Source organism: Methylobacterium indicum (genome assembly GCF_001043895.1).
Taxonomy (GTDB): Bacteria; Pseudomonadota; Alphaproteobacteria; order Rhizobiales; family Beijerinckiaceae; genus Methylobacterium; species Methylobacterium indicum.
This window is the reverse complement of sequence record NZ_JTHF01000189.1, coordinates 18546-34316: the sequence shown is the minus strand read 5'-3', so window position 1 is coordinate 34316 and position 15771 is coordinate 18546. Positions and strand designations below refer to the sequence as shown.

The 15771-nt window shown below is 72.4% G+C and carries 17 protein-coding genes; 8 read left to right on the top strand and 9 right to left on the bottom strand.

Features of this window, described 5'->3' with window-relative positions; genetic code table 11:
- Positions 1–1050, top strand: a 1050-nt coding sequence (locus tag QR78_RS22155) for a YeaH/YhbH family protein (protein ID WP_048429749.1), incomplete at its 5' end; no start/stop codon positions are given.
- A gap of 104 nt (positions 1051–1154) precedes the next feature.
- Positions 1155–2735: a SpoVR family protein gene (locus QR78_RS22150; protein ID WP_048429748.1), complete on the top strand. Its 1581-nt coding sequence runs from the start codon at positions 1155–1157 to the stop codon at positions 2733–2735.
- A gap of 33 nt (positions 2736–2768) precedes the next feature.
- Here QR78_RS22150 and QR78_RS22145 read toward each other — a convergent pair whose 3' ends face one another.
- Positions 2769–3662, bottom strand: coding sequence for a LysR family transcriptional regulator (locus QR78_RS22145; protein WP_089504089.1), 894 nt, complete (start codon positions 3660–3662; stop codon positions 2769–2771).
- Positions 3663–3783: 121 nt separating this feature from the next.
- Here QR78_RS22145 and wrbA point away from each other — a divergent pair, with 121 nt between their 5' ends.
- Complete coding sequence (gene wrbA, locus QR78_RS22140) at positions 3784–4383, top strand: NAD(P)H:quinone oxidoreductase (protein ID WP_048429747.1); 600 nt, start codon at positions 3784–3786, stop codon at positions 4381–4383.
- A gap of 145 nt (positions 4384–4528) precedes the next feature.
- Here the strand turns inward: wrbA and QR78_RS22135 are convergent, their stop codons facing one another.
- A complete protein-coding gene (locus QR78_RS22135; RefSeq protein ID WP_425284126.1) occupies positions 4529–5500 on the bottom strand; it encodes an L-threonylcarbamoyladenylate synthase in 972 nt (323 codons plus the stop codon).
- A gap of 163 nt (positions 5501–5663) precedes the next feature.
- On the opposite strand from QR78_RS22135, the gene QR78_RS22130 reads away from it, so the two are divergent.
- The 3 genes from QR78_RS22130 to QR78_RS22120 all read left to right on the top strand — a co-directional run bounded on the left by QR78_RS22130 (position 5664) and on the right by QR78_RS22120 (position 9300).
- A complete protein-coding gene (locus QR78_RS22130) occupies positions 5664–7433 on the top strand; it encodes an acyl-CoA dehydrogenase family protein (protein ID WP_048429745.1) in 1770 nt (589 codons plus the stop codon).
- Between the two features lie 248 nt (positions 7434–7681).
- Positions 7682–8440: an enoyl-CoA hydratase-related protein gene (locus tag QR78_RS22125; protein ID WP_048429744.1), complete on the top strand. Its 759-nt coding sequence runs from the start codon at positions 7682–7684 to the stop codon at positions 8438–8440.
- Positions 8437–9300 carry an SDR family NAD(P)-dependent oxidoreductase gene (locus QR78_RS22120; RefSeq protein WP_048429743.1) on the top strand — a complete coding sequence of 288 codons (864 nt, stop codon included), beginning with the start codon at positions 8437–8439 and terminating at the stop codon, positions 9298–9300. Before QR78_RS22125 ends, QR78_RS22120 begins: the two co-directional genes overlap by 4 nt.
- On the opposite strand, the gene deoC is transcribed toward QR78_RS22120, so the two are convergent.
- Both deoC and QR78_RS22110 read right to left on the bottom strand, forming a co-directional pair.
- Positions 9294–9983 carry a deoxyribose-phosphate aldolase gene (deoC, locus tag QR78_RS22115; RefSeq protein ID WP_048429742.1) on the bottom strand — a complete coding sequence of 230 codons (690 nt, stop codon included), beginning with the start codon at positions 9981–9983 and terminating at the stop codon, positions 9294–9296. The two genes, QR78_RS22120 and deoC, sit on opposite strands and share 7 nt — an antisense overlap.
- A gap of 88 nt (positions 9984–10071) precedes the next feature.
- A complete protein-coding gene (locus QR78_RS22110; protein ID WP_048429741.1) occupies positions 10072–10335 on the bottom strand; it encodes a hypothetical protein in 264 nt (87 codons plus the stop codon).
- Between the two features lie 276 nt (positions 10336–10611).
- Here QR78_RS22110 and QR78_RS22105 point away from each other — a divergent pair, with 276 nt between their 5' ends.
- Both QR78_RS22105 and QR78_RS22100 read left to right on the top strand, forming a co-directional pair.
- A complete protein-coding gene (locus QR78_RS22105) occupies positions 10612–11373 on the top strand; it encodes an FkbM family methyltransferase (protein WP_048429740.1) in 762 nt (253 codons plus the stop codon).
- Between the two features lie 71 nt (positions 11374–11444).
- Positions 11445–11651, top strand: a complete 207-nt coding sequence (locus tag QR78_RS22100; RefSeq protein WP_048429739.1) for a hypothetical protein — start codon at positions 11445–11447, stop codon at positions 11649–11651.
- Between the two features lie 43 nt (positions 11652–11694).
- Here the strand turns inward: QR78_RS22100 and QR78_RS22095 are convergent, their stop codons facing one another.
- The 5 genes from QR78_RS22095 to QR78_RS22075 all read right to left on the bottom strand — a co-directional run bounded on the left by QR78_RS22095 (position 11695) and on the right by QR78_RS22075 (position 15769).
- Positions 11695–11928 (bottom strand): hypothetical protein, encoded by a 234-nt coding sequence (locus QR78_RS22095; RefSeq protein WP_048429738.1) that lies wholly within the window; start codon positions 11926–11928, stop codon positions 11695–11697.
- A gap of 257 nt (positions 11929–12185) precedes the next feature.
- Positions 12186–12419, bottom strand: coding sequence for a hypothetical protein (locus tag QR78_RS22090; RefSeq protein WP_048429752.1), 234 nt, complete (start codon positions 12417–12419; stop codon positions 12186–12188).
- Positions 12420–12546: 127 nt separating this feature from the next.
- The gene (gene prfH / locus QR78_RS22085; RefSeq protein ID WP_048429737.1) at positions 12547–13224 is read right to left on the bottom strand and encodes a peptide chain release factor H; all 678 of its coding nucleotides are present in this window, start codon (positions 13222–13224) and stop codon (positions 12547–12549) included.
- 1 nt (position 13225) lies between these two features.
- Positions 13226–14443, bottom strand: a complete 1218-nt coding sequence (locus tag QR78_RS22080; protein ID WP_082171528.1) for an RNA ligase RtcB family protein — start codon at positions 14441–14443, stop codon at positions 13226–13228.
- Positions 14444–14827: 384 nt separating this feature from the next.
- Positions 14828–15769 carry a 2-hydroxyacid dehydrogenase gene (locus QR78_RS22075; RefSeq protein ID WP_048429736.1) on the bottom strand — a complete coding sequence of 314 codons (942 nt, stop codon included), beginning with the start codon at positions 15767–15769 and terminating at the stop codon, positions 14828–14830.
- Positions 15770–15771 lie beyond the last annotated feature (2 nt).

The window sequence follows — 15771 nt, the reverse complement described above, 5'->3', positions numbered from 1 at the left end:
CGCCCGCCGGGCGGCGGCGGGGGAGGGGGCGGCAGCGGCGAGGCCGGCGACGGCGGGCAGGACGGCGAGGATTCGTTCCGCTTCGTCCTCACCCGCGAGGAGTTCCTGGAACTCTTCCTCGAGGATCTCGAACTGCCCGACCTCGCCAAGCGCCGTCTCGCGGTGGTCGAGACCGCGACCCTGCGCCGGGCCGGCTACACGGTCTCGGGTTCGCCCGCCAACCTCTCGATCGGCCGGACCCTGCGCAACTCGCTGTCGCGGCGCATCGCCCTGAAGCGGCCCAAGGCGGCCGAGACCGCGGCGCTTGAGGAGGAGATCCGGGCGCTCGAGGAGAGCGAGCCCGACGCCGCGATCCTCGACGAGATGCGGGCGGAGCTGGAGCGCCTGCGCACCCGCTCGCACCGCATCCCCTACGTCGACCCGATCGACCTGCGCTACCGGCGCTTCGAGCCCTACCCGCGGCCGGTGGCCCAGGCGGTGATGTTCTGCCTGATGGACGTCTCGGGCTCGATGACCGAGCACATGAAGGACCTCGCCAAGCGGTTCTACATCCTGCTGCACATCTTCCTGACCCGGCGCTACAAGCACGTCGAGATCGTCTTCATCCGCCACACCGACCACGCCAAGGAGGTCGACGAGGAGACGTTCTTCGGCTCGCGCGAGACCGGCGGCACGCTGGTCTCCTCGGCGCTGGTCGAGATGAAGCGGATCATCGCCGAGCGCTACAGCCCGGACGACTGGAACATCTACGCGGCCCAGGCCTCGGACGGCGACAACGTGTCGAGCGATGGCGCCACCTCGCAGGACCTGCTGCGCTCGGCGATCCTGCCGGCCTGCCAGTACTTCGCCTATCTGGAGGTCGGCGACGAGGGCGGGCCGCGGGCGGGCTTCGTCGAGCACCGCACCACGCTGTGGCGCACCTACGAGCCGGTGGCAAAGGCCAACTCGGTCCTGGCGATGCGCAAGGTCAACCATCGCCGGGACATCTACCCGGTCTTCCGCGAGCTCTTCTCGCGCAACAAGGCCGGCCAGGAGGCTGCGGCACCCTGACGGCCGCGACGACGGCGCGGCCCCGGCTCCGGGCCGCGCCCGCTTGAACGACGATCCGCATCCCGCCGCGGGATGTTTTCAGGTACCGGGAGGTTCGACGCCCGATGAGTTCCGCCACCTTCGGCACGCGGCCCGCGAGCCCGGCCGTCATCGCCAGGACCGCCCCGCTCTTCACCGGCAACGACTGGGACTTCGACACCATCCGGCGCATCCACGACGCCTGCGAGGCGATCGCCGGACCGGAGCTCGGCCTGAGCTGGTACCCCAACCAGATCGAGATCATCACCGCCGAGCAGATGCTCGACGCCTACGCGTCGATCGGCATGCCCCTGTTCTACAAGCACTGGTCGTTCGGCAAGCACTTCGCGCAGCACGAGGCCGGCTACCGCCGCGGCCTGATGGGGCTCGCCTACGAGATCGTCATCAACTCCGACCCGTGCATCTCCTACATCATGGAGGAGAACACGGCGACGATGCAGACGCTCGTCATCGCGCATGCCGCCTTCGGCCATAACCATTTCTTCAAGAACAACTACCTGTTTCGCCAGTGGACGGATGCCGAGGGCATCCTCGACTACCTCGACTTCGCCAAGACCTTCATTACCCGGTGCGAGGAGCGCTACGGCCACAACGCCGTCGAATCGGTGCTGGACGCCGCCCACGCCCTGATGAACCAGGGCGTCCACCGCTACCCGCGCAAGAAGCGCCCCGACCTCTCCTCCGAGCAGCGCCGCGAGCGCGAGCGGCAGGAGCACCAGGAGCGGATGTACAACGACCTCTGGCGCACCCTGCCGGCCAAGAGCCCGACCGGCAAGCCGGACCCGAGCGCCGAGCGGCGCAGGGCACTGCTGGAATTGCCCCAGGAGAACATCCTCTACTTCCTGGAGAAGGCGGCGCCGCGGCTCCAGCCCTGGCAGCGCGAGATCCTGCGCATCGTCCGCCACGTCGCGCAGTATTTCTACCCGCAGCGCCAGACCAAGGTGATGAACGAGGGCTGCGCCACCTACAACCACTACCGGATCATGACCCGCCTGTCCGAGACCGGGCAGATCGACGAGGCGGCCTACCTCGAATTCCTGCAATCCCACACCAACGTCATCCGCCAGCCGAACTACGACGACCGGAGCTATGGCGGCCACAACCCCTACGCCATCGGCTTTGCCATGATGACGGACATCGCCCGCATCTGCACCGATCCGACCGAGGAGGACCGGGCCTGGTTCCCCGACATCGCCGGCAGCGGCGACGCGATGGGAGTGCTGCGCGACGTCTGGGCGAATTACCGCGACGAGAGCTTCATCGCCCAGTTCCTCAGCCCGCGTCTGATGCGCCAGCTGCGGCTGTTCCACGTCACCGACGATCCCGACAAGCCGGAACTCCGCGTCGAGGCGATCCACGACGAGCGCGGCTACCGGAAGCTGCGCCGGGCCTTCGCCCGGCAATACGACGTCGCCTGGCTCGACCCCGACATCGAGGTGGTCGACGTCGATCTGGAAGGCGACCGCAAGCTGATCCTGCACCACAAGGTGCTCAACCGCGTGCTCCTCAACAAGGACGATGCGAACCGGGTGCTCCAGCACCTCGCCGACCTCTGGGGCTACGACGTGCTGATGAAGGAGGTCGACACCACGACCGGCGCGGTGCTGAAGGAGCACACCGCGAGCGCGCGCCCGACCTTCTTCTGATCGGCAACGCCGCGGGCGGCCGCGACGAGGGCGTCAACCGTCCGGCCGCCCCCCCTCGATCAGGTCGCGCTGACGCGTGAGGGCGTCGCCGACGAAGTCGAGGAAGGCGCGCACCCGGGCGGCGCGGCGCAGGTCGGGATGGGTGAGGAGCCACAGGCCCGCCGCCAGTTCGGGCTCGGGTTCGGAGAGCCGCACGAGCCCGGGCCGGGGATCGCCGATGACACAGGGCAGGGGGCCGATCCCGATGCCGGATTCGACCGCGTCCGCCAGCCCCTGCACGGTGTCGAGGCGCAGGATCACCCGCTCGGGCGCCGTGCGCTCCTGGACGTAGCGGGCCGCCGCCGCGGCGCCGAGGCGGGGCGCGGGCGAGACCCAGCGCTGTGCATCGAGCGGCACGCTCCTATCGAGGTCGGCCCGGCCGTAGAGCGCCCAGGCGATGGTGGCGAGGCGCCGGCCGACCAGCGTGTCGGGCGGGTCGTTGGTGGCGCGCAGCGCCACGTCGGCGTCGCGCTTGGCGAGGTTGAGCGCCTGCTCGGACACCACGACGTCGAGGCGCACCTCCGGGCAGCGGGCGCAGAACTCCGCGAGGATCGGCGTCAGGAGACCGGTCAGGAGCGAGGCCGCGGTGGTGACGCGCAGCTCCCCGGCCGGGGTGAGGCCGCAGCTCTCGATCCGCCGGGTGAAGGCGAGCACGTCCTCCTCCATCCGGGCGGCGATCCGCACCATCTCCTCGGCCGCCGGGGTCGGCACGTAGCCGGTGCGGTGGCGCTCGAAGAGCGGTGTGCGCAGCGACGCCTCGATCTGGCCGAGCCGCCGGAAGGCGGTGGAGTGGTTGATGCCGAGCCGCTCGGCGGCCTGGGTCAGGCCGCGCTGATCGAAGATGGCCTTCACCAGCCGAAAATCGTCCCAGGCGAGGGGAGCAGTCACGGGGATCTCCCGACCTTGCGCGCCTGCAAGCGCGGGCTTGCAACATAGGGGATTTCGTCGGCGCCCGCGATCCGCGATGGTCCGCCCCACGCAAGTCACGACATTGGCAGGAGATCGCGCGATGGCGAAGGTTCTGGTCCTCTACTATTCGACCTACGGCCATATCGAGCAGATGGCGCAGGCGGTGGCTGAGGGCGCCCGGGAGGCGGGCGCCGAGGTGGCGGTCAAGCGGGTGCCGGAACTGGTGCCGGAGGAGGTCGCCCGCAACGCCCATTACAAGCTCGACCAAGCGGCGCCGATCGCCACCGTGGACGAGCTGCCGGGCTACGACGCGATCATCATCGGCACGCCGACCCGCTTCGGCAACATGGCCGCGCAGATGAAGAACTTCATCGACCAGACCGGCGGCCTGTGGGCCAAGGGCGCGCTGGTCGGCAAGGTCGGGGCGGTCTTCACCTCCACGGCCTCGCAGCATGGCGGCCAGGAATCCACGATCCTCAGCGTCCACACCGTCCTGCTGCACCAGGGTATGGTGGTGGTCGGCCTGCCCTACAGCTTCCAGGGCCAGCTCGGCACCGACGAGGTGATGGGCAATTCGCCCTACGGCGCCTCCACCATCGCGGGCGGCGACGGCAGCCGCCAGCCGAGCGCGGTGGAGCTGGAAGGCGCCCGCTTCCAGGGCCGCCACGTCGCCGGTCTCGCCGCGAAGCTCGCCAGCTGAGCACCGGACCGGCCAAAGAAAAAGCCCGGACGGATCCGGGCTTCGAGGCGGAAGGTCGATGGGGGCTTGAGTGACCTTCTAGACCCCTACAACGCGCCTTCCGCGGATCCGGTTCCGCGGGAGGCGCGAATTTTTTGGGGTGCCGTCAGCGCGGCGCGGCGGCGCGGCCGAGGCGGTCGCGGATCGCCTCGCCGAGGCCGTCCGCGGGGATCGGCGCGACCGCGATCACCGCGGGACCGGCGGCGTCGAGCCTTCGCAGGTAGCCGAAGAGGTGGGAGGCCGCCTCGGCAAGGTCGCCGGCCGGACTGAGGTTGAGCGACAGGAGCGCCCGGTCGAGGCCGGCCGGGGCCGCAGAACCGAACAGCAGGGCGGCCTCGCCGGACAGGATCTCCGTCGCGTCGAGGCGCATCGCGGCCCGGGGCGCGTAGTGCGAGGCGAGGAGCCCCGGAGAAACCGGCGCCGATCCGGCCGGCACCGACGGCAGGGCGAGAGGCCGGCCGAGCACGGCCTCGATGCTCGCGCGCGGCACGCCGCCCGGGCGCAGCAGCACCGGCGGGCCGTCGAGGCAGGCGACGATGGTCGATTCGACCCCGACCGGGCAGGCGCCGCCGTCGAGGATCGCGGCGATCCGGCCGTCGAGGTCGCCGAGCACGTGGTCGGCCTCGGTCGGGCTCACGCGCCCCGAGCGGTTGGCCGAGGGTGCCGCCACCGGACAGCCCGCCGCCGCCAGCACCGCGCGGGCGAGGGGACTGCCGGGGACCCTCAGGGCCACGCTCGGCAGGCCGGCCCGGGCGAGGTCGCAGACGCGGCCGCCCGAGGCCGCCGGGACCACCAGGGTCAGCGGCCCGGGCCAGAACGCCTGCGCGAGAGCCAGGGCGTCCGCGCCGAACTCGCCCTCCCGCCGGGCCGCCGCGAGGTCCGGCAGGTGGGCGATCAGCGGGTTGAATCGCGGCCGCTCCTTGGCGGCGTAGATCGCCGCCACCGCCTTGGGATCGCCGGCATCGGCGCCAAGCCCGTAGACGGTCTCGGTCGGAATCGCGACGAGCTTACCCGCCCGCAGCAGGGCACCGGCCTCGGCGAGGCCCGCGGCATCGGCGGAGAGGCGCTGGGTCGCCATTGACCCGCGATCATCGTTCACGTCTAAACTGTCGGTCACCATGCCGCCGGCCGTAACGTCGGCGGCGGCCGCACGTCAAATCCAAAGGGCGGCGCCCGGGGTCCCGCGCGGCGGGTTCCTCCGCGGTCGACCGCCCGACCCGCTCCCCGGGGAGGAGCCCTCGATGACCTATCGCGCGCCCGTGGCCGAGATGGCCTTCACCCTCCGGCACGTCGCCGGGCTCGACCGCGCCATCGCGGAGGGCCTGCACGGGGACCTCTCCGACGATCTCGTCGACACGATCCTGGACGAGGCCGGCCGCTTCGCCAACGACGTGGTGGCGCCGCTCAACACGGTCGGCGACCGCCACGGCACCCCGCTCAAGGACGGCGTGGTCACCATGCCGCCGGGCTACCGGGAGGCCTACCGCGCCTGGACCGAGGGCGGCTGGAACGCGCTCCCGGGCCCGGTCGAGTATGGCGGCCAGGGCTTGCCGATCCTGCTCAACGCCGCCTGCATCGAGATGTGGAATTCCGCCGCGATGGCCTTCGGCCTCGGCCCGCTGCTGACCGCCGGCGGCGTCGAGGCGCTGAGCCGCCACGGCAGCGAGGAATTGCGCGCCCGCTACCTCGAGAAGCTGGTCTCGGGCGAGTGGACCGCCACCATGAACCTCACCGAGCCGCAGGCCGGCTCGGACCTCTCGGTGATGCGCACCCGGGCCGAGCCCGCAGGCGACGGCTCCTACCGGATCTCGGGCGAGAAGATCTACATCACCTGGGGCGAGCACGACCTCACCGACAACATCGTGCATCTCGTTCTGGCGCGGCTGCCCGACGCGCCTCCCGGCACCCGCGGCATCTCGCTGTTCCTGGTGCCGAAGGTGCTGCCGGACGGCTCGCGCAACGCGCTCAAATGTGCGGGCATCGAGCACAAGCTCGGCATCCACGGCTCGCCGACCTGCACCATGGTGTATGACGGCGCCACCGGCTGGCTCGTCGGCGAGGCCAACCGGGGGCTGGCCTGCATGTTCACGATGATGAACAACGCCCGCCTCGGCGTCGGCCTCCAGGGCGTCGCCATCGCCGAGCGGGCCTATCAGCAGGCGCTGTCCTATGCCCGCGACCGCCGCCAGGGCCGGGCGGCCTCCGCCACCGAGGGCGCGAGCGCGATCATCGACCATCCGGACGTGCAGCGCATGCTGCTCACCATGAAGGCCCTGACCGGCGCCTCCCGGGGTATCTGCTACCTGACGGCGGAAGCGATCGACCGCGCGCACCGGGCGCCGGACGAGGCGGCCCGCAAGGCGGCGCAGGCCCGGGCCTCGCTGCTGACCCCGGTGGCGAAGGCATTCTCGACCGATATCGGCATCGAGGTCGCCTCGCTCGGCATCCAGGTCCATGGCGGCATGGGCTTCGTCGAGGAGACCGGCGCGGCCCAGCACCTGCGCGACGCCCGCATCGCGGCGATCTATGAGGGCACCAACGGCATCCAGGCGATCGACCTCGTCACCCGCAAGCTGCCGCTGGAGAACGGCGCGGTGGTCCGCGGCCAGATCGCCGCAATGCGCCTCATCGCCGAGCGGGTGCTGAAGGAGGGCGGTCCCGGCTTCGGCCACACCGCCCCGCGGCTGCGCGAGACGATCGAAGCGCTCGACCGGGCGACGGGCTACCTTCTGAAGGCGCTGGGCTCCAACCGGCCCGACGAGGCCCTGGCCGGCGCGACGCCGTATCTCCGCCTGTTCGGCCTGGCGCAAGGCGGTACCTGCCTGGCGCAGGCGGCCCTCGCGGCGAACGCCGCGGTCAAGGACGGCGCGACCGATCCCGCCCACCCGGCCCGCATCGCGCTCGCCCGGTTCTTCGCCGAGAACCTCGCCACCGCGTCGCGCGGCCTGGAGGAGACGGTGACCGGCGGCGGCGGCTTCCTGCAGGATGGGGTGCTGGCGCTGGCGGGGTGAGGGAGCCGGGTCGCATACGCCCGGACTCATCCCCTCCGGGTCATCCCGGGGCCGCGCAGTGGAACCCGGGATCCATAGCCGCCGAGGATGCAGGATGAAGCGGAAGGCCAGCCGCCTCGTTCGGTACCGTCAGCGGTTATGGATCCCGGGTTCTCGGCTTCGCCGAGCCCCGGGATGACATGGAGGATTTCAGCTAGGCCGACTCGTCACGAAAGATCCTGCGTCCAGGCCGCAATCCCGAGGGTTCCATGACCGACCACGTCCGCATCACCGACCAGCCCGGCGGTGTCCGCCTCGTGCAGCTCGCCCGCCCCGAGAAGAAGAACGCGCTGACCGGCGCGATGTACGACGCCATGCGGGAGGCGCTGGAGGGCGCCGACCGCGAGGGATCGGGCGTCGGCGCGGTGGTGTTCGCCGGGTCGGAGGGCGTGTTCACCGCCGGCAACGACATCGCGGATTTCGTCGCCCGGGCGGAAAAATCCTTCGGGGAGGCGCCGTCGCTGCGTTTCATCCGCCAGCTCGCCGTGACCCGTACCCCGATGGTGGCGGCGGTGGACGGGCTCGCGGTCGGGGTCGGGACGACGCTGACCTATCACTGCGACCTCGTCTACGTCGCGCCGGCCGCCACCTTCCGGATGCCCTTCGTCGATCTCGGCCTCGTGCCGGAGGCCGCCTCCAGCTACCTGCTGCCGCGCCGGGTCGGCGTGGCGAAGGCCACCGAACTGCTGCTCCTCGGCGAGGCCTACGGGGCCGACGAGGCGGTGCGGCTCGGCCTTGCCAACGCGGTCGTGCCGGCGGACGGCCTCCTGGAGCACGCGCTGGCGCAGGGCGCCAAGCTCGCCGCCAAGCCCCGCCAGGCGATCGCCGCCGCCCGCCGGCTGATCCGCGGCGACCACGCGGCCGTGCAATCCGCCATGGCGGCGGAGGCCGAGGCGTTCGACGCGGCCTTGCGCTCGCCCGAGGCGCAGGCCGCGTTCCAGCGCTTCCTGTCCCGCGCCCCCCGGTGAGGCCCGCGGGCGTCCCGGATCTTTCCGGAAAAGTCTGCCTCGTTGCCGGCGCCTCGCGGGGGGTCGGCCGTGGCATCGCCCGGGCCTTGGGCGAGGCCGGCGCCACGGTCGTGGTCACGGCGCGTTCCAGCGAGACGGGTGCCCGCACCGACCAGCGCGCGGAAGCCCTGGAGGACACCGCCCGGGAGGTCGATCTCGCGGGCGGGCGCGGCCACCACTACCTGTGCGACCACACCCGCGAGGGCGAGGTCGACGCGATGGTGCGCTGGGTGCTGCGCCGCTTCGGCCGGATCGACGTCGCGGTGTCGAGCGTCTGGGGCGGCAACGAGGGCTATGACGGCGTGCGCTACCCCGACGGCGCCGCCTGGGGCACCGCGTTCTGGCGCCGCGGCCTCGCGCCCCTGCGCCACGGCATGGAGACCGGGCCGCTCGCCGGCCTGCTGCTGGCCCGCGCCGTCGCCCCCGCCATGGTCTCGGCCAAGGGCGGGCTCCTGGCGCTGGTCTCGTTCGGCACGGAGGCCTATCTCGGCGACCTGTTCTACGACCTCGCCAAATCCGCCACCAACCGCCTCGCCCTCGCGATGGCCGAGGAGCTGCGCCCCCACGGCGTCACCGCGCTTGCCCTGGCGCCGGGCCTGGTACGGACCGAGCGGGTGCTGGAGGCCGGCATGGGCGGCGAGGCCGGCGAGAGCCCGCTCTATGCCGGACGGGCGCTGGCGGCGCTGGCCGGCGATCCGGCCGTGGCCGAGCGGGGCGGACAGGTCGTGCACGTCGCCGACCTCGCGGCCGCCTACGGCTTCACCGACGAGGACGGCAGCCGGCCGGCGCGCTGGCGGCCGGAGGACGCCCCGCCTCAGTAGCCGTCGCCCGCAAGGCCGGCGGTCACCAGGGCCACCCCCGAGCTGGTGCCGAGCCGGGTCGCCCCGGCGGCGATCATGGCGCGGGCGGATTCCAGGCTGCGCACGCCGCCCGACGCCTTGACGCCGATCCCATCGCCGACCGTCGCCCGCATCAGGGCGACGTCCGCCACGGTGGCGCCGCCGGTCGAGAAGCCGGTCGAGGTCTTGACGAAATCGGCCCCGGCCTCGACCGCCAGGCTGCAGGCGAGACGCTTCTGCGCGTCGTCGAGAAGGCAGGTCTCGATGATCACCTTCAGCACCCGGCCCCGGCAGGCGGCTCGCACCGCCGCGATGTCGTCCCGGACGGCAGCGTGGTCGCCGGCCTTCAGGGCGCCGAGCGCGATCACCATGTCGATCTCGGCGGCACCGCGGGCGACGGCCCCGGCGGCCTCCGCGGCCTTGTCCTGCGGCATGACGGCCCCGAGGGGGAAGCCGACGACGGAGCAGGGGGCGACGGCGCTGCCGGCCAGGATCTCCGCCGCCAGCCCGACATGGACGGGATTGACGCAGACCGCCTTGAAGCGATGCGCCAGCGCCTCCTCGCAGAGACGCCGCACCTCGGGCGCGGTCGCATCGGCGCGCAGGAGCGTGTGGTCGATCAGGCCGGCGAGATCGTGCGAGCCTGACAATGCGGACGCGTCCAAGGCGAAATCCCTCCCGGCGGCGCCGGGAGCAGCCCGCGCACGGCCGGGACGGCTTCCCATCACGGTGCGCGGGCCGTCAAGCGGCGCGTCAGCGCGAGGACGCCCCGCGGATCGCCGCCACCACCTGCTCGACGAAGGCGACGCCGGGCTCGGTGAAGGTGATCTCGTCCTCGCTCAGGGTCGCGAGACCGCGTTTCTCGACCTCGGCGGCGCCCTGCGGGTCGGCCTCATGGCCGCTGCCGTCCCGGCGGATGACCGAGCTGATCGGCTGGCCGCTGATCAGGTGGTGGTAGGCCGCGAAGGCGAAGATCGACAGGGCGCGGTCGGACAGATCGGTGGTCTCGGCAGCCATCGGGTCTCTCACAGGCGTGTGGGGGTACCCGCGCGAAGCGGGGTCGTGTGTGCCCACAACGTCCGGTGGTTGGATAAGTCCCGCGCGGTCCTGCGCTGCACGGTGCCGCAGCGCGGGCGACCGCCGCTTTCCGTGCGTAGCGGAGGTGCGTCGGCGGGCCGGCGCGTCGCCCGCTCTGATCCCGTATTTGGTCGCGGATTCCTGCCGCCGAACCGATGTTCACTTCGGCGAAATCCGCTTAGGCATCGGTGCAGCCGTCGCCGTCCCGGAGTTTCGATGATCCGTCCCGAAGGCACCCGCCCGCGGGGTACCGCCGTCGCCATCGGCCGTTCGCTGCGGCTCTATCGCGGCGCGGGCGCCCCCCGGGCCGCGATGGACGCGCTCTACCGCCGCTTCGTGCGACCGGACGACCTGGTGTTCGATATCGGCGCCCATGTCGGGGACCGGGTGGCGGCGTTTCGGCGCCTCGGCGCCCGGGTCGTCGCCCTCGAGCCGCAGCCGGGACCGATGCGGGCCCTGCGCCTGCTGCACGGCCGCGATCCCGGCGTGGTCCTGACGGCGGCCGCCGCGGGAGATCGATGCGGTGACGTCGTGCTCCACCTGAACCGCGCCAACCCGACCGTGTCCACGGCGTCGCCGGGCTTCATCGCGGAGGCCGCGGGGGCGCCGGGCTGGGAGGGTCAGGTCTGGGACGACCGGATCACGGTGCCGGCCACCACCCTCGATCGGCTGGTGGCGGAGCACGGGCGCCCGGCCTTCGTGAAGATCGACGTCGAGGGGTTCGAGGACCGGGTGCTCGCCGGGCTCACGCAGCCGCTGCCGGCCTTGTCCTTCGAGTTCACCACCATCGCCCGGGCGGTGGCCCTGCGCTGCCTCGACCGGCTGGCGGGGCTCGGCCCCTACGGGTTCGACGTGGCGCTCGGCGAGAGCCAGTCCCTGCGGTTCGGCCGCCCGGTCGGGCGCGACGCGATGGCGGACTACCTCACCGGCCTGCCGCCGGAGGCGAATTCCGGGGATGTCTACGCGGTGGCGGCCTGAGGCGCGGCACGATTGGGGAAAGCGTTCACCTCTCCGGGCGAGGGTCCGCCGGCAGATGGAGAGAAAACGCCATGGTGCGGCGGATCGGAACGGGCGTGGCGGCGATCGCGATCGGCCTTCTCTGCACCGGAGCCCGGGCCGGCACGCCGGCGGCCGAGGCGCGCATCCAGCGCCAGCTCGACGCCATGACCCGCCACGACCTCTGCGCGCGGGACGATGCGGAGCTGAAGCGGCTGCGCCGCCGCCTGTCGCAGACTCCCGCCCCGCCGCGACGGTGACGACGGGCCGGCAGCCAATGGGCTGCCGGCACCGAGATCCGGCTCAGCCGTCCGAACGCAGGATCTTGGTGATGGCGAGCGGCGGACGGCCGGACTTCTCGGCGATGTCGCGATCCTGCTCCTCGATCACCTGACGGATCGCGGCATCGGCATCCATCTCGAGGGTGGCGGTCCGGGGCACCCGGCGGTTGGAGCGGCGCGAGCCGTCCTCGTAAAAGACGTCGAACAGGACGTAGCCGGTATCCTGCACCTTCGGCTTCTGCTTCGAACGCAGCATGGTGGTGGTCTCTTCTTGGCGGCAAGGCGCACGGCGAAAGGCGCGGCTGGTTGCCGCGCCGTACCGGGCCCGCACCGCGGGGGGAGGGTCGATCAGACGATGGGGGTCCTGTGCGCCCGATCGGAGGGGCCCGCCGGCAGGACCGGCCGGTGCGGAGCGCCAGCCAGGATATGGGCCCGAACGACGGAAAGCGCCAGCGCGAAGCGCATGGCGCCGATGCCGCAGAGCGGATTGCGTCGCGGGGAGCGGCCCGGCGGTCAGCCGGTATACATCACCGCCGCCACCGGGGCGGCCGCATTCCGCGTCGTGTGGGTCATGGTCCAGATCGACCAGGCGGCGAGGCCCGAGCAGGAGAGCAGCACCAGCCCGCGGACGTAGCGGCCGCGGTGGATGTCGCGCACCGCGTAAACCGGCATCAAGGCCGCCTTGGCGAGGTTGCGCAGGGCGAGAACCATCAGGATCGCCAGGAAGGCCGTCACAGTCCCGAACATGCCCATCCCCCTTTGGCCGTGAGCCGAGGCGGAGCTTATCCCCGCAACACGACGAAACGAAGCCACCCGCCGGAGATAATCGCTGCGACGTGTCAACTCGGCCACAGCGATCCTGCACGCCGAATGGTTAACGATGCGTAATGGGGTAGATCTGACGGGGCACCGCTCGACGCTCCCGTCTGAAATCCGGCCCCGCATAGGCGCGGACCGCGCTGCCGCCGCGATCCGCGACCGTGACGGTCAGGGCCCAGCGCTCCTGCGCGCCGGCCTGCGCCCGGGCCTCCGCCCGGGCCCGGAGCGCGAGGCCGAGCCGGGTGAGGGCCAGGGCGCGGTTGCGGTGCTGGCTGCGCTCGGTGTCGCAGGTGACCGTGAGGCCGCTCGGACCGTGGCGCAGCCGCACGGCGCTGTCCGTCGTGTTGACGTGCTGGCCGCCGGCGCCGGAGGCGCGGAACGTCTCCCAGCGCAGGTCGGATTCCCGGATGCCGAGATCCTCGATCCGGGGCGGCACCACCCGGGCGACGGAGACGAACCAGTTCTTGCGCCCGTGTCCCGGTCGGAGCGGGCTCGGGCAGGTCCACCGGACGGTGCCTTCCCAGGACCGGGCCCAGGTGTCCAGGGACTCGCCGTCCTCGCCGTCGAGGCGGACGAGGGCGGAGAGCAGGCCGGGTTTTCCCGGTACCGTCTCCAGCACGGTGGCGGCGAGGCCGGCTTCCCCGGCCTCCCGCACCAGCACGTCGCACAGGCCCGCGACCGCCAGCCGGCATTCGCCGGGCCCGCGGCCGGCGCTGAGTTGCAGCAGGACCATCTCAGCGCTCCCGGTGTTTGGCCGCGCGGGCGCTACGGCGCTTGCGCAGGCGGGCCTGCTTGTCGGCCCGGGCCGGGCCGTCGGGGTCGAGCGAGCATTTGAAGGTGACGAGCGGGTGCAGCACCGCGAGGGTCCGCACCAGCCCGGCGGCCTCCAGGTCGCCGACGACGGACGCGGCCGGCTTGTAGGCCGGCGCCGCCTCCTCCCAGAGCAGGCGTTCGTCGCCGCAGACCACGACGCCGCCATAGGGGTTGCGGGCGAGATCCTCGCGGCGCAGGCGGCCCTTGAGCTTGGCCTTCGCCTCGTGCCGCCCGAGCTTGCGCCCGGCGCCGTGGGCGAGCGACCACAGCGCGTCGGCCCGGTCCGGGACCGGGGCGACGAGGACGCTGACGTCGCCCCGGGACCCCGGCACGACCACCGGCCCGCGATCGGCCGGGGCCGCGCCCTTGCGGTGGAGGTGGCAGCGGCAGCCGCCGACCTCCACCGGCGAGACGCCATTGTGGCACAGGTCGAGGAGGCAGCGCCCCTCGGCCCCGAGCGCCGTCAGCGCCCGGTGGGCGACGAGGTCGCGGTTGGCGCGGGCCCAGGCCACGGCCGCGTCGTGGTCTGCCAGATAGGTGTCGCCCTCCGGCGTGTCGGCCCGCAGGGGCGAAGCCCCGTGCCGCTCGGTGTGGGACCGCAGGATCGACTCGCCGAAGCCCCGGCTGCCGGTATGGACCAGCAGGGCGAGGCGGGTGGGATCGAGCCCGATCCGGGTGGCGGCCTCGGCATCGCGGATCTCGGCGACCGCCTGCACCTCGAGGAAGTGGTTGCCGTGCCCGACCGTGCCGAGGGAGGCGTCATAGGCCGTGGGCGCGACGCCGCGCTCGGCGAGCCAGCCGGCGGTGTCGCCGTCCCACGGCGCGTCGAGCCCGTCGAGCCGGGCGGCGATCCGGTGCGGATCGGCCCGGCGCGCCGCGAGGTCGGTCTGCCACAGGGCCATGCCGCAGCCGATATCGGAGCCGACGAGCGTCGGCCGGATCAGTCCCTCCGACAGGAAGGCCGCTCCGACCGGGCCGTTCTTGCCGGGATGGAGGTCTGGCATGCCGACGGTCTCGCGCATGCCGGGAAGCGCGCCGGTCTCGTCGAGCTGGCGCAGGGCCTCGCCCTCGATCCAGGTCGAGGCGGAGGCGACCACGCGAACGCCGGGGGCGCGCGTGGCGATGATGGGATTGCCCATGAAGAATGTGGATTCCGGGGCTGCGCAAGGCAGCCGAAGACGAGCCTCAGCGAGCGGACGAACCACCTCGCTGCGTCAGAACGCCGGTCCGCCGCCCATGCGGGGATCCTCGCGTCGTTGCCCCGTCAGAGGACGGGGCGGGCATGGATGGATTCCATGGCTCGCCCTCCGGCCGGGTCCAATCCCGGTCCACGCGTCAATACTACCGCAACGGAAGCGGCGTCGCAATCCGCCGGGCGTCGCGGCTCGCCAGGGCCGTCATACCAACGGCCCAAGATGCTGACGCATCGGGCCGTTGAACCATCTCGAATTTTCGACACCAAGCCAGAGGTTTGGCGAAAATTCGAGAACGGAACCAAAGGTCGTTTTCAACGACCGTTGGTATCAATAGCCCCGCGCTGGATCCACCGTGTCCGGCGGCACCCGGCCCTCGCGCACGGCCTGGGCCGCCGCGAGCAGGGTGCGGGCGACGGCCTGCGGGCTCGCCTCGCAGGCCTCGTGCGGGGTGATGCGGATCGCCGGGTGGTCCCAGAACGGATGGGCGGCGGGCAGCGGCTCGGTGGCGAAGACGTCGAGGGCGGCCCCCGCGAGCCGGCCGGATTCGAGCGCCGCCAGCAGATCGGCCTCGACCAGATGCTCGCCGCGGCCGACCTGGACCAGGAGGCCGCCGGGGCGCAAGGACGAGAAGAGCGCGGCGTCGAGGAGGAAGCGGGTCTCCGGCGTCAGGGGCAGCAGGTTCACCAGCACCTCGCTCTGCCTGAGCATCGCCGCGAGCCCGTCCGGCCCGTGATGGTGGGTGATGCCGGGCTCCGAGTCTTGAGGGCCGCGGCTCCAGGCCCGGACCGGGAAGCCGAGGGCGGCCAGATCGCTGGCGACCCGCCGGCCGATCTTGCCGTAGCCCAGGATCCCGACCGGCACCGCGCTCGCGTCCCGCGGATAGAGCCGGCGCCAGAGCCGGTCGCGCTGGTTCTCGGCATAAGTGGAAAAGCGGCGCTGGTGGCCGATGACGTGCCAGAGCACGAAGCCCGACATCGCCCGCGCCTGGTCGGGATCGACCACCCGCACCACCGGCAGGTCGGGCGGGCGACCGGGGCAGGCGAGCAGGTTGTCGACCCCCGCGGCGATCGAGCAGAGGGCCGCGAGGTTGGGATAGCGCGCCATCGCGTCGGCCGGCGGACGCCAGGCCAGCGCCAGGCGCACCCGCTCGGGGTTCGGTGCCGGATCGTCCAGGATCTCGACGTGGTCGGCAATCTCGGCGAGCGCCGTGCCGAACAGCCCGCGCAGGTCGGTGGTGGTGCTCAAGAGCACGCAGGGAAGACGGTCCATCG

What these genes read in the sequence shown, in the direction of transcription:
- QR78_RS22075 (WP_048429736.1), bottom strand. Translation starts at nt 15,769, where the DNA reads ATGGACCGTCTTCCCTGCGTGCTCTTGAGCACCACCACCGACCTGCGC.
- QR78_RS22135 (WP_425284126.1), bottom strand. Translation starts at nt 5,500, where the DNA reads ATGGCGACCCAGCGCCTCTCCGCCGATGCCGCGGGCCTCGCCGAGGCC.
- QR78_RS22125 (WP_048429744.1), top strand. Translation starts at nt 7,682, where the DNA reads ATGACCGACCACGTCCGCATCACCGACCAGCCCGGCGGTGTCCGCCTC.
- wrbA (WP_048429747.1), top strand. Translation starts at nt 3,784, where the DNA reads ATGGCGAAGGTTCTGGTCCTCTACTATTCGACCTACGGCCATATCGAG.
- QR78_RS22110 (WP_048429741.1), bottom strand. Translation starts at nt 10,335, where the DNA reads ATGGCTGCCGAGACCACCGATCTGTCCGACCGCGCCCTGTCGATCTTC.
- prfH (WP_048429737.1), bottom strand. Translation starts at nt 13,224, where the DNA reads ATGGTCCTGCTGCAACTCAGCGCCGGCCGCGGGCCCGGCGAATGCCGG.
- QR78_RS22105 (WP_048429740.1), top strand. Translation starts at nt 10,612, where the DNA reads ATGATCCGTCCCGAAGGCACCCGCCCGCGGGGTACCGCCGTCGCCATC.
- QR78_RS22090 (WP_048429752.1), bottom strand. Translation starts at nt 12,419, where the DNA reads ATGTTCGGGACTGTGACGGCCTTCCTGGCGATCCTGATGGTTCTCGCC.
- QR78_RS22100 (WP_048429739.1), top strand. Translation starts at nt 11,445, where the DNA reads ATGGTGCGGCGGATCGGAACGGGCGTGGCGGCGATCGCGATCGGCCTT.
- QR78_RS22080 (WP_082171528.1), bottom strand. Translation starts at nt 14,443, where the DNA reads ATGGGCAATCCCATCATCGCCACGCGCGCCCCCGGCGTTCGCGTGGTC.
- QR78_RS22130 (WP_048429745.1), top strand. Translation starts at nt 5,664, where the DNA reads ATGACCTATCGCGCGCCCGTGGCCGAGATGGCCTTCACCCTCCGGCAC.
- QR78_RS22150 (WP_048429748.1), top strand. Translation starts at nt 1,155, where the DNA reads ATGAGTTCCGCCACCTTCGGCACGCGGCCCGCGAGCCCGGCCGTCATC.
- QR78_RS22095 (WP_048429738.1), bottom strand. Translation starts at nt 11,928, where the DNA reads ATGCTGCGTTCGAAGCAGAAGCCGAAGGTGCAGGATACCGGCTACGTC.